Source organism: Streptomyces sp. NPDC049627 (genome assembly GCF_044465645.1).
GTDB lineage: Bacteria > Actinomycetota > Actinomycetes > Streptomycetales > Streptomycetaceae > Streptomyces.
In genome coordinates this window covers 1-12,077 of sequence record NZ_JBITLW010000019.1, presented here as the reverse complement: position 1 = coordinate 12,077, position 12,077 = coordinate 1, and the positions used below count along the sequence as shown (strand labels likewise).

General features: G+C 67.2%; 10 protein-coding genes and 2 pseudogenes. 7 read left to right on the top strand and 5 right to left on the bottom strand.

What is annotated here, in order from left to right; translation table 11 throughout:
- Nucleotides 1–14 precede the first annotated feature (14 nt).
- Nucleotides 15–302: pseudogene (locus ACIBU0_RS39320) on the bottom strand (alpha-L-arabinofuranosidase C-terminal domain-containing protein); the annotation flags it as partial.
- A gap of 308 nt (nt 303–610) precedes the next feature.
- Here ACIBU0_RS39320 and ACIBU0_RS39315 point away from each other — a divergent pair.
- Entirely contained in the window at nt 611–2,305 is a 1,695-nt protein-coding gene (locus tag ACIBU0_RS39315) for an RICIN domain-containing protein (protein WP_398828390.1), read from the top strand.
- A gap of 132 nt (nt 2,306–2,437) precedes the next feature.
- Here the strand turns inward: ACIBU0_RS39315 and ACIBU0_RS39310 are convergent.
- Nucleotides 2,438–2,681 (bottom strand): annotated as a pseudogene (locus tag ACIBU0_RS39310) (hypothetical protein); the annotation flags it as partial.
- A gap of 158 nt (nt 2,682–2,839) precedes the next feature.
- On the opposite strand from ACIBU0_RS39310, the gene ACIBU0_RS39305 reads away from it, so the two are divergent.
- The gene (locus ACIBU0_RS39305; RefSeq protein ID WP_398828388.1) at nt 2,840–3,151 is read left to right on the top strand and encodes a hypothetical protein; all 312 of its coding nucleotides are present in this window, start codon (nt 2,840–2,842) and stop codon (nt 3,149–3,151) included.
- Nucleotides 3,152–3,195: 44 nt separating this feature from the next.
- Here the strand turns inward: ACIBU0_RS39305 and ACIBU0_RS39300 are convergent, their stop codons facing one another.
- Both ACIBU0_RS39300 and ACIBU0_RS39295 read right to left on the bottom strand, forming a co-directional pair.
- Nucleotides 3,196–5,106 carry a TerD family protein gene (locus tag ACIBU0_RS39300; protein WP_398828386.1) on the bottom strand — a complete coding sequence of 637 codons (1,911 nt, stop codon included), beginning with the start codon at nt 5,104–5,106 and terminating at the stop codon, nt 3,196–3,198.
- A 1,082-nt stretch (nt 5,107–6,188) separates the two neighbouring features.
- On the bottom strand, nt 6,189–6,944 hold the full coding sequence (locus tag ACIBU0_RS39295; RefSeq protein WP_398828384.1) for a GntR family transcriptional regulator: 756 nt from the start codon (nt 6,942–6,944) through the stop codon (nt 6,189–6,191).
- Between the two features lie 79 nt (nt 6,945–7,023).
- Here ACIBU0_RS39295 and ACIBU0_RS39290 point away from each other — a divergent pair, with 79 nt between their 5' ends.
- The 5 genes from ACIBU0_RS39290 (at nt 7,024) to ACIBU0_RS39270 (ending at nt 10,324) form a co-directional block, all read left to right on the top strand.
- Nucleotides 7,024–7,302 (top strand): hypothetical protein, encoded by a 279-nt coding sequence (locus tag ACIBU0_RS39290; RefSeq protein ID WP_398828382.1) that lies wholly within the window; start codon nt 7,024–7,026, stop codon nt 7,300–7,302.
- Between the two features lie 523 nt (nt 7,303–7,825).
- Nucleotides 7,826–8,050: a hypothetical protein gene (locus ACIBU0_RS39285; protein WP_398828380.1), complete on the top strand. Its 225-nt coding sequence runs from the start codon at nt 7,826–7,828 to the stop codon at nt 8,048–8,050.
- Nucleotides 8,051–8,058: 8 nt separating this feature from the next.
- Nucleotides 8,059–8,790 (top strand): GntR family transcriptional regulator, encoded by a 732-nt coding sequence (locus tag ACIBU0_RS39280; protein WP_398828378.1) that lies wholly within the window; start codon nt 8,059–8,061, stop codon nt 8,788–8,790.
- Entirely contained in the window at nt 8,787–9,089 is a 303-nt protein-coding gene (locus ACIBU0_RS39275; protein ID WP_398828375.1) for a hypothetical protein, read from the top strand. Before ACIBU0_RS39280 ends, ACIBU0_RS39275 begins: the two co-directional genes overlap by 4 nt.
- A 578-nt stretch (nt 9,090–9,667) precedes the next feature.
- Complete coding sequence (locus ACIBU0_RS39270) at nt 9,668–10,324, top strand: hypothetical protein (RefSeq protein ID WP_398828372.1); 657 nt, start codon at nt 9,668–9,670, stop codon at nt 10,322–10,324.
- A gap of 209 nt (nt 10,325–10,533) precedes the next feature.
- Here ACIBU0_RS39270 and ACIBU0_RS39265 read toward each other — a convergent pair.
- Nucleotides 10,534–12,077, bottom strand: a 1,544-nt coding sequence (locus ACIBU0_RS39265) for a restriction endonuclease (RefSeq protein ID WP_398828369.1), incomplete at its 5' end; no start/stop codon positions are given.

Below are 12,077 nucleotides of genomic sequence, written 5' to 3'. Positions count from 1 at the left end.
CTCCGGCAGGAGTACTAGGCGAGCCGGATCACGTTCCAGGACAGCGGTTCGAGGACGGCGCTGAGGGTGCCGTCGCTCAGGGTGGTCCCGGAGACCTGGTGCGGGGTCACGCGTTCCGGACCGGTGAGGGTGTTGCGTGCGTCGGGGTCGGCGTCCGCGAGGGCGCTGTGCTCGACGACCGATGCCAACGCGAGGCCGTTCAGGGTGACTTGCAGGGGTAGGGATTGCGTGCGGCTGCGGTTGACGGCGAAGACGGTGACCGAGCCGTCCTCGGCGCGCACGGCGGTGGCGTGCAGCAGGTCGCGCGGCGGCCGCACATACTTCTTCGGGCCGAGGCAACCTTTGCGGAGGCTGTGACAACTGGGGGATGTTCGGACCAGACGGTCCGGTCAGAGGCAACAGCTGAAAGAGAGCACCGAGCATGTTCCCTCCCCCATCCACGTCGCCTGAGGGGGCACCCGTCGGCGGTCGCGCCGCCCGCCGCCGTCGCCGTCGTCGCCTGTCGTTCCGCTCAGCTGTTCCGGGCCGACAGCAGGGGCACCGCGGCCGTCGGTTGTACCAGCGTCGGAGCCTCTGGGCGGCCGTCGCCCTGGCAGTCGTAGGCGGCTCCGTGGCCGTGGTCAACACGGCCTCAGCGGACGTCGTCGACACGAAGTCCTGGTACGTGCTGGTCAACCGCGACAGCGGCAAGGTGCTGGACGGCCTTGCCTACGCCTCGCACGACGGTGCGGCGGTGGTGCAGTGGCGCCGTAACGGCGGGGCCAACCAGCAGTGGCGGTTCATCGACTCGGGTGACGGAAACTACCGGCTGCAGAACCGGAACTCCGGCAAGGTGCTGGACGACTACCGCTGGTCGAAGAGCGCCGGCTCCGCCCTGGTGCAGTGGAACGACCACAAGGGCGCCAACCAGCAGTTCCACGTGAAGAAGTCGTCGGGCGGCTACGTGCGTCTGATCAATCGCTTCAGTGGCATGGCCGTCGAGGTCGAGAAGGGCTCCAAGGCCGACGGGGGCCGCGTCACCCAGCACCACGACAAGAGTGGCGCCAACCAGCAGTGGAAACTCGTCCCGGCCGGGAGTGTCGGCGGCACCGGGAGCTCCGGCAGCACCACCGCGCCCAACAGCCCCACCACGCCGGACGACAGCGTTCCGACAAGCCAGGCTCCGAGCAGCGGCACCCGCCCGCCGTCGCCGTCGCCGTCGTCTCCGGCCACCGGAAACGGCAGCTCGGCGAAGCGTTTCATGGGCAGTGGCACGGTGCTCATCGGTGCCTCGATGTCCGACGCCTCGGCGACCGCCGCGCCGTTCGACATGCGATACAACTACGTGCACAGCCACCCCGCGCCCTCCTCGGAGTACTACACGGCCAAGCGCTGCAAGGCCGAGTGGTCGAACTGGTGGGGGTGCTGGAACGGCGAGACCACGGCGCCCGGCACCTACGTGACCTGGAGCAACGAGAAGGCGTCCAAGACGACGTACCAGGGCAAGCCGCGCCCGCAGAAGTACTTCTGGACCTGGTACTCGCTGCGCGACCTCGGGGATCTGGCGGGCCAGGGCGACGGTCCGGGCGAGGTCGTCGCCATCAACAGGGCCGACCTGCTCACCCGTTACCTGAACGACTACCGCTTCTTCCTCCAGAAGATCGGCAACAGGGACGACATGATCGACATCGAGCCCGACTTCTGGGGCTTCGCCCGGTCGCTCGGCGATCTGCACAAGGTCCCCGCGCAGGTCAAGACCGCGAATCCGACGGACTGCGGGTCGCAGGAGAACAGCGCCGCCGGGCTCTCCCGTTGCCTGATCGACATGGCGCGCAAGTACGCGCCTAACTCCGGCGTGGGGCTCCACCTCTCCTGCTGGGACTGGCAGACCAACCTCCAGGACTGCATCAACGACTACAAGGAGCTCGGGGCGAAGAACGCCGACTTCCTGGTCTCCGACGTGGTGGACCGCGACGCGGGCTGGTACGCGAAGCCGGAGCACGGTGGCAAGAACACCTTCTGGACCGACCAGAAGGCCACCGCCGAGCTGGGCTTCTGGAAGAAGATGGCCGAGGCGGTGGGCAAGCCGGTGGCCCTGTGGCAGATCCCCGTGGGCAACATGGCACAGAACAACACCACCAACCACTACAAGGACGACAAGGTGGACTGGCTCTTCGCGCACATGGACCAGGTGGCGAAGGCGCATATCGTCGCCCTCCTGTTCGGCGCGGGGTGGCAGGAGCAGACAACGGTCGAGTCCGACGGCGGAAACCTGATCAACAAGACGATCGCCTACCGCAAGTCGGGTGGTACGCCGCTCCAGTAGGCGCACGCAGCCGGTCGGCCCGCCCTTCGAAGGGGTCGCGTTCGTCCCCTTCGTCACGCTGAGGGCTCCTCGGCCGGTGCCGACCGGCTGCCGCCGCCCGTAGCCGCCTGCCAAGAGTGCCTCGGCCGGCGGCTACGGTCCGCCGAGGACGGCCGTGGCCTGCCCCGGCCGTTCGTGCGGAGACTGCGGATCGCGTACGCATCCCTCCCAGGATGGGGTGAGGACGCGGTTGCTGCGGATGCTGGTGACCAGGGAGCTGTCCTGCCGGCCACTCGACATCGCCGACCTGTGTGCCTGCCAGGGCCGACTCCTCCGGCAGGGTCAGCTCAACGAGGTTGGCGTCGCCGTGGCTGAAGCGCAGCAGGCGGACCAGGTCCCTCCCTGTGCGTCATATCGATCGGATACCGGCGTTCACGCACCCGCGCACACTTTCGCCTGGCTGCACGGCGCCGGTCAGGAATGCACCGCCTCCGGCTGCTGCGGCCGCGCCCTGGGGCATCTGCTCCATGAAGTGGACGGCCCGCGGCTTCCGCCATGGAGCCAGACCAGAGTTGCGGATACGGCCCGGTCAAGGCCAATCCTGCGGACTGTTTCGACGAGCAGGACCGACTGCGCCACACCTGCCTGACCACCTGGCTCGACCACGGCATCCCACCCGCCCAGGTCGCCGAGTGGGCCGGCAACAGCGTCCCCGCCCCTGCTCGCCACCTCCCCCCCTGCATCACGGGCCGGCTCGCCGAACTCCAGCAGCGCATCGAAGGCCCCCAGCGCCTGCCCGCCGGTCCGGCCCCGAGCAGGCCGGTGCCCAAGCCTGGATCCACGCTCGCACCGCGTCGTCGGGCTTGACCCGGAAGTAGGGACGGACAGATCTCCGCTTCCGGCACCGGCGTTCAGTCGGCGATGTCGACGCCGTATCCGCGTGCGAGGGCGTCGAGGCCGTGGTCGTAGCCCTGGCCGACGGCGCGTAGGCGCCAGACCGGGCCTCTGCGGTAGATCTCCGCGAGCAGCATGGTGCGTTCGGTGGTGGCGGCATCCAGAGTGGCCCGGGCGAGCGGTGCCCCGCTACTACCGGGGGCGGCACCGATCTGGATCGCACCGACCGCCCCGAAGGTGGCGGCGCCGTCGATGGCCGCTGCGATGACGACCTTGCGCGTCGCGGGCGGCAGGGAGGCCAGGTCGAGGGCGATGGTCTGTTCGGCAGGGCCGCCGGTCAGCAGTCGCACGGTTCCGGCGGGGCTCTCGGGAGCGCCGTAGAAGATGAAGTCCTCGTCGAAGGTGACCTGTTCGTCCTCGTCGAGGAGGAAGGCGACGACGTCGATCTCGTAGCCGGACTGCGGGGCCCAGCCGGCGGTGACGTACCACTCCGGCGCGGGGCTGCCGTGCGGCATGGGCAGGTCGATGACACCGCCTCTCGGCATCACCTGCGGCTCTTGAGTCCGCAGGGCCGCCTCGGCCGGGGCGGTGGCGGTCGGAGCGGTGAGCCAGTGGAGGTCGTGCACGGGGAGTTCAAGGGCGGTGATGCGGCTCATGCGCCGGTCGCCCGGCCCTCCCTCCAGGAGTACGACGTCGGTGACGCTGGCGGACAGGTTGACCGCCGCGGACCCGCCCAGCTCGACGACGCGGGTACGGGCCGCCGCGGCATCGGCATGGACTCCACCGAGCACCAGCACGCGACGCCCGGCCAAAGGCTTGTCCAAGGTGCCGACGGAGGGCACCGGTCGACGCGGTGCGGGTACCCCCGCACCGGGTGCGGCCGTGGGGAGAGCTGCGGCTTTTAGGGCGGGTGCGGCAGAGGTTGTGGTGGGCGCCAAATCCACCGGTCCGGCGACGGGTTCTGCTTCCGGCTCGGCCGACGGGGCGACAGCGACGGCTGTCGCCTCATGGGCTGTCCCCGGTCGTACGTCGGCCAGCAGCCGCAGGAAGGTGTGCTCGTCGATGACCGGCACGCCTTCGGCGAGTGCGCGTCGGGCCTTTGCCGAATCGGACGCCGGTTCATTGGTGACCAGCAGGCTGGTGTGCCGACTGACGGAGGTCATCATGTTCAGCCCGGCGGCGACCGCCCGCCCGACCAGCTCCGCCCGGGCATGGGCGGTCTCGCCGGTGATCGCGACCTTCATCCCCTGCTGGAGAGGCCCGCAGGGAGTCAGCCGTCCCGGATTGCGGTAGGCGCAGGGAGTCTTCGGTGGCTTCGGCGTGAACTGCGACTCTGCCCGGGGCGGGCAGGTCACCAGCGGCAAGGGCAGATCGAGCCGCGCCGCCTCGCGCAGCGACGCCCGCAGGATGCCGGCCAGCACACGAGTGTCGTCCAGCGCATCGTGCGCACGCTGCTGGGGGACGCCGTAATGGGCGGCGAGGGTGCCGAGCTTCATGTCGTCCGTCGGCGGATCCACCTGGCGATTCAGAGCCAGCGTGCACAGCCGCTGCGACACCGGCAGCCACATCCGCGCACGGGCGAACTCGTGGGCCAGGAAGTCGTAGTCGAACTGGGCGTTGTGGGCGACCAGGACCCGGTCCTGAAGCATCGCCCCGATCCGCCCGGCGACCTGATCGAAGGTCGGCGCACCCTGCAACCGTTCGACGGTCAGCCCGTGCACCTCCACCGGCCCCGGATCGCACCCCGGATTGAGCAGCGTCGAGAACTCCCCGGTCTGCCCGCCGTCTGGACCGATCGTGATCACCGCGACGGACAGCACGCGATCTCGTCGGGCCATGAGGCCCGACGTCTCCACATCAACCAAGGCCCAGTCGTGTGCGTAGTCGCCCATGTCGGGCACATCGAAGGAGGTGGAGACGAGACTCATGGCGGCAAGGATGATCTGATATCCAGCGCTCCTTCAACCTGTATGACGATTTGCACTTGTTTGGGACGCTGCAACGAGGCTGTCCTGCGGCGTCGAGAGCTGAACTGGCGGGTGTCGTCACTCTGCTTGGAGCGTGTCGCTTGCTGAAACGCCGGAGAGCCATCGCGCGGCCCAGGCTTCGGCACTGTCTCGCCTCTTGGCGTGCGCGATTGCCTGAGGCTCGCCTTCGAGGAGCGCACTGAGGCTGTCCATCAGACCAGTGCCCGCCAGGAAGTGGACGAGTGGTGCTACCGCCACGCACAGCAAGCAGCGCCGGCGTGCTGAGAACATGGCGGGCCGAGTAGCAGGAGGCGAGGCATGCGCGCCTGGTACGAGGAGCTGAGCTTCGGTCGGGCGGGATGACACGGACGGTCAGGGCCCCACTTTGCGCGGCGGAGGGCGATGCTGGTGGCTGACCACAGACCGCGGCGTGGGTGAGCGGTTCGACGGCAAGAGACCGCACCGAAACATCGGGAAGTTTTCGGGAAGAACACCCGCCGAGGGCCGGACGAAATCGTCTCCAGCCGGACATCAGCCGACTCCGCCCGAGGGCCCACCCGCACCCGCGAAGCTGCTCTGCCGGGCCCGATGGACGGCCTCTGACCAGCAAAAACGCCCTCCCGAAGGAGGGCGGAGAGAGGGCGCCCCCGGCAGGACTCGAACCTGCGGCCAAGCGCTTAGAAGGCGCTTGGCGGGTCGAGTGACACACCGCTGCTGACCTGCTTACTCGTACGGTTCGCAGGGCATTCACCCGTAAACTCGACACGCATTCGACACGTGCTCTCGCGGTGCCGTCCGATCTCAGCGGAAGAGATGCGGCACCGGGCAGGCCTCTAGAGGCTCGTCCGGCCGGTCTGTCCAACCCCACCAGACATGCCGATCGGTACACCGCCACAGAGATCGGCATGTCCGTCGGCCATCGTCCGCCCGTCCGGAGAGCACGAGTCCACCGGACTTCATGGGTTGGCCGCACTCGGGGCAGACCGGGACCTCGTTGGTCATGCGGCGCACTCCAGTAACTCCGGCTCGGTGTCGACTGCCGGCTAGCGGTTGATGGGGATCTCGTACACGATCTCGCAGTGCGCGGCGGGCACCACGATGTCCGCCGTCTCCACGGGCCGCCCGTCGTCGCTGTAGTAGGTCCGCCGGATGTGCGTCACGAGTGCGGCCTTCTGGAGGCCGAGAAGTGACGCCTCCTCGGCGGTCGCCGGCCTTGGCTCCGGCTGCTCCACGGCGTGGCTGACGGTGACCCCGATCGCGGCCATGCGGTTCACGACACCGGCCCCGGCGTGCGGCCCTCCTTCAGGGAGAACGACGAGTGTGCCGGCGGTGAGGTCGAACGGCTCCCAACTCGTCGACAACTGCACCGGCCTGCCGTCGGCCAGGAACTCGTACGCCGTACGGACACACAGGTCGCCCTCGGCGATGCCGAGCCGCGCAGCGATGTCCGCCGGCGCTGGCACCTTGGCCTCGGTCCGGCTCTCCCAATCCCCTTGCCTGCCCACGGCCTTCATGTCCGCCCGGAACGGTGACGCATCGGGCCGCTCTCGCGCCGACGACCGGACGACCCGGACCCGTTGCCGGGGCTCGGCGACGTAAGTGCCCGATCCGGCACGGCCCTCCAGCACGCCCTGGGAGATCAGCAGCTCCTGCGCCCGACGGACCACGTTCTCGCCCACCCCGCACTCCTGGCCGATCTGGGCGCGGGAAGGCAGGCGGTCCCCGGGTTCCCACACGTGCTCCGCGATCCGCCGCCGGAGTTCGTCAGCGATGCGGAGATAAGGCGGCTGCTCAGGCATATGGAAAATCTAGTCCACTAGCTCTAATCTAGTTAACTAGCTTCACTCAAAGTGATCGCCGGTTAACGGAGGCTGCCCTGTGCCCGCTTCGGGATTTAGCGCGGCGGCCATCGCTGCCCGACTGTCCGGCGTCGGGCTTCACGCGCGTGTGGAGGAACACGACCGGTACACGTCGATCGAAGCGGAGCTGCCGGAGTCGCTCTCCGCCGACTTATGGCGGGAGGTCCTGGAAGTGGTGGCGAATGCCGACCGATTCGGGCTCATCGCCACCAGCCTGAACGGCCGCACCCTCTGGGCGGTCGTACACAAAGCGGTCCCCACGACGGGCGATGTCGGGGGACCGAGCCATCAGCGATAGGAGCTGAACAGCGTGCTCAACCGTATCCGCCGTGCCGCCTCGCTTGCCAGAGCGCGTTACTTCCCCAGGGGCAGGCACCGCCGCCCCTTACGGCCCTCCCGGCCGACGGCCGCCCTCGTTGTCCCTGCGTCCGCTGATCCGTCGACGGTCGTCCTGGGCCGGGTCCCCGATACCGCGAACCACCGCCACCCTCTCGCGGGGGAGGAGAACGCGCTCGTCCGCCCGTACCTGCTGGCTTGGGAGCGTCGGGTACGGCCGCGCGCGGTGGTAGTCGCTCCTCACCTGCCCGCTGGGGCCTGGTCGTCGCTTGCAGGGGTGCGTTGATGCCGGCTCGCCAACAGCCCTACACCATCGAGGTCTCGGCTGTTCCCTACTGGTCGACCGCCTGCTGTATCGGCACACACCCTGCTTGCGCGGAATCCTCCCCGATCCCCGCACCGGTCGACGTGCCGATTGTCTACGAGACATGCGCCTGCCCGTGTCACTCGGCATCCCACAACTGCACGCCCACGGAGGCGGAGCGGTGAGCAGCTGGGAACCTGGTGGCGCGCTGGCATCCAACGTCGAGGTCACCGCGGCCACCGTGCAGCGCGGCGACATCATCCAACTCGGCGGCCAGGCGCGCCGGGTGAGCGACCTCTTCCAACTTCCCCAAGGCGGCAAGCAACTCCTCTTCGAGTCAGGCGAGTTGCTGACCATGCACTCGCGAACCCGGCTCGTCGCCGTTCGGATGCAGGGAAGGCGGTGATCCGGTCCGTGCCTTCACGCCATCACGAGATCGCCGACGATCTGCGGCGCCAGCTCACGACCGGCCGCATCAAGCCCGGCGAACGCCTGCCGTCCGAGGCCGGCCTCGCCGATCGCTACAAGGTCAGCACGGTGACCTTGCGGAGGGCTCTCGGGGTCCTCCAGGGCGAAGGCCTCATCGAGAAGATCCACGGCAAGGGCAACTTCGTCCGTCGCCCGCCCAGGAAGATCGTGTACGTCGGGGGATGGGGAACGCTGGACCCGCGCACCGCTGCTGAAACGGCCCTGCGTGTCACGGTTCGCACCAACACGGTCCCAGCAGAGGGGCAGCTGACGGCCTTGCTGAAGGTGCCGACGGGCAGCCCTCTCGCCGAGTTCTTCTGCGTAAGCCACGAGGGGGAGTCACCGCACGGGTTGGCCCGCATCTACATCCCGCGCGACCTGGCACCGACCGGAGTACTGGACGATGAGTCCTCGTGGCGGGAGACAGTCACGCGATTCGCCGTCCTGAGCTCGCCGCCGGCAGCTGTTCGGGAGACGGTATGTGCCCGCCCACCGACGCTGGACGAAGCATCGGCTCTCCGTCTCCGCTCCGCCGTGGCAGTCCTCGCCGTCACACGCGTCGCGACCGACGCCACCGGGCGAGTCGTCGAGGCCGCGCTTCTGGTGTTCCCGGGGAACCGCGTCGACGCGGTCTTCACCACCCACCACATGACCAATGAGGGGCAGACGCAAGGATGACGGCACCGAACGAACTGCGACTCCTCCCGTGGTCGGGGCCGGAGGGCAAGCCCTGCTACCTGAGCACCGACGACAGGGAGGGCTACATGTCCCGCCTGGCGGACAACATCGAGGCGGTGCAACTGGGGACGGCTGCCGAGCTGCTGGAGCAAGCCTCGGACAAGCTCGACGACCAGGGCACGGGCTCGGAGGACCTGCGACGGCTGGCCAAAGACCTGACCGGGGCCTTGCGCGATGTGCTCCGCGTTGCGACCAGCCGCGGTGACCTCCTAGCGGTGAGCGATCCTCATTGCCCCTGAAAGGGGAAGGCTGCGTTTAGTGGCCGGCAGCGACCTTCCGCTTCTTAGTAACGGGGAGAGGAACTCGGTTTCGCACCGGGTTCCTCTCCCCGTTGCTTCTGTGCTTACGCCGAGAGAGGCACTATCAGAATGCTCGACTGACTTAAGGCGGCTCGCCCCAGCACAACATGGACGGATCTGACGTGGTCCGTTGCTGCACAGAAACGGCTCCGGAGAGTTTTAGGTAGGAAGGGCTGCCGCTGGTCAGAGCGGGGTCTGCGAGCGGCTGGCCTGGGCTTGTCCACAGACAGTCCGCGACTGAGTAGACCTCCCTTTCTTCGGGGCGGCGGGACGCTGACGGGTAAACGCTCGTTACCCACCCCATGCGCTCGCTGTGCTGCTGAATTAGACGGAAAGTGAAACGCCAGAGCTCTGAATGCGGTGAGGAGAGTGCCGATCACCGAAATGAACCAAACGGACAGTAGTGGGCATCATCGGTCATTCTGTTGCCGAATCGCGGCAGTGGGTGATCTAGTGTGGCCGGATCGCTAGATTCCCTTCACGCTCCTTGCCATCTGCAAGGCGACCTTGGGGGGATCATGAGTGAGCTGACCGGAAGTACACCGAGTCCCGCTGGGTTCTGGGGCTATCAGAAGGAATCGTGGCGCAGCCTTGCCCTCACAATCAGGCAGGCGTACCGCAATCGCCGTGGTGGAGTGGTCGCAACAGCCGCGGCTGTGGTGGCGCTTCCGGCAGGAGGCGGGTTCCTGTTCTGGCCCGACAGTGACGACATCCACATCACGTCACACGACGACAGCAAGGACGTCGTGATTCCTCGCTGCGTGCAGAGCCTGCGAGGTAGCGGAACTCTACCGAAAGGACACCACCTCTGGATCGCGGTCGAGTTTCCGAACAAGGCGGGAGACAACCGGGTCGTCTTCGCCCGCGAGGCCACCATGCGTAGCGGACGCTGGCACGCTGACCAGATCAACGTTGGTGGTCCCGGCCACATCGGGAACACCTATACGTTGACGGCTGTCGATGTCGATGGACTGACTCACGAGATGCTCGCGACAACAGTGATCGACATGTACGGCAGCAAGGCCGACACGCTCTCTGCCGGTGCTGATCTGTGGAGATTCTCTTCCCACGGCTATACCACAGGCGCTCGACCACGCGACGAAGTCAACGTCAGTCGGGGCACCGACCAAAGATCTTGTGCTGAGATCGCCGACGGACAGCGAACGAGGTCCTGATGGGTGATCCCTACTTTCCTCCGTAACCGACCTCGGCTTGGGAAGCTGCGAGCATTTGCGGACGGCTGGGTCGCTGACTTGGGCAAACAGCCGGGGTGGGGCCTCTCCCGGCTGGGTTGCCTTCATCGTGATTCCCCGGTGTTCCTCGCTCCATCTGGTGCGGTTGTGGTGCAGAGCTGCGGCTTGGTCAATCGGTCCGTCTGGACGGCTCATTGGACGTCAGAGGGCTGCCAACCCGGAGGTGTCTTCGGGAGGCCGATCAGGACGTCCATGTTCAAGTACTCCTTGAGTAGCGCCTTCAGGTTGCGTCCGTTGATGAGTTGCATCCTGCCCGTTCGGTGAGCGAAGTCATCGCTTGCTTTTCCGAACCATGAGGTCGTCACCAGGACTCCACGGCTTGCAGCCTTGTCGTGCATCACGCCTGCCAACGCGCGGACTGTCTCAACGGGCACGGCGTTCTTCGACCGCTTAGCCTGTATGGCGAAGACCGTGATCCCCACCGGGTCACGCTGTACAGCGACGGCGTCCACACCATCATCCCGAGAACCTTGAGTCCGCCAGGTCTCGAAGCCCATTGCTTCGAACAGCTCGCGCACGAGCCGCTCGAAGGCGTAGGGGTCCATCTGCAGGAGGTCGGGTCGGCTGTCGAGCCCTGCCACGGCGCCGGCATCCGCGGTGATGCGGTACCTCGACAGGTCGATCTCCACGACCGGGGGCACGGGCTCCAGATCGTGCGGATGGCGGGAGACTAAAGCCCCCAGGTATTTAAGGCACTCCTGCGGATCCAATTGGGGTTCGTCCAGTACAAGTTCGTCGAAGTCTTCGCGCCGGGCGACCACGCTCACAAGGCAGGGGTGCACTGGACGGCCGGTCGCGCGATCCTTAGCGCTCACATGCCCGTTGAACACCACAGTGGTGACGAGACCGGCTGGAGTGGTCGAGAACGCTTCGTCCAGTGCCCGCAGGGCGAGGCGTGCGACCAGAGTGCGGTAAGTCTCCTTGGTCTCGGCCTCTTTACGCGGCTGGGCTACGATTTCGGTCCGCTGGACCATAACCCTGTAGGCGGCCACGGTCGGCACCACCTCATGCTGCGGCAGTTCGACCTCAATCAGGAGTTGCTGAGCCTCCGGAACATAAGCCGCTCCCGCACCCGCTCGGCATCCCTCGGGCACAGCCGAGCCATTAAGCACTTCCTCCACAGCATCGGCCACGCCCTGCGGGCCCCGCTCAGCGAGTGCCTGCTCGACGTATGGGTGCCAACTCGTCAGTCTTCTGGGCCGTTCCGTCAGCACCGCCTGTAGCTCCGCCAGGCGCTCTTGGGCCTGGAGCGTGCGTTGATCTGCCTCATCCTTCAACTGCGCCAATCGGGCCTCTCGCGCCTGCTTCTGCCGCTCCTTCTCCGAGCGGGCCTGCTCCCGTTCCCGCTGCTCTGCAGCGCGCTGCCGCTCGGCCTGGCGCTTAGCTAACTCCCGCTCAATACGGGCAACCTCGCGTGCCTTTGCAGCCTGTTCCCGGTCGAGGAGCTTCTCCCCTGCGGCTAGCAGACGGGCATGCTCGGCCTCGGCCTTGGCGGCTTCCGGCTTCGGACGGCGCCGACGCTCCTCAGCAGCCTTCGCTGCCCGCTGCTCCTTCTGCTGGGCACGCTTTAACTCAGCAGCCTTACTGGCTCTAACAAAAGCGGGTTGATCATGTGACTGTTGAATTGATCGCTCGTTGATGTGGGCATGGGGAAACGTCAGTCGCGGCCGTGGAT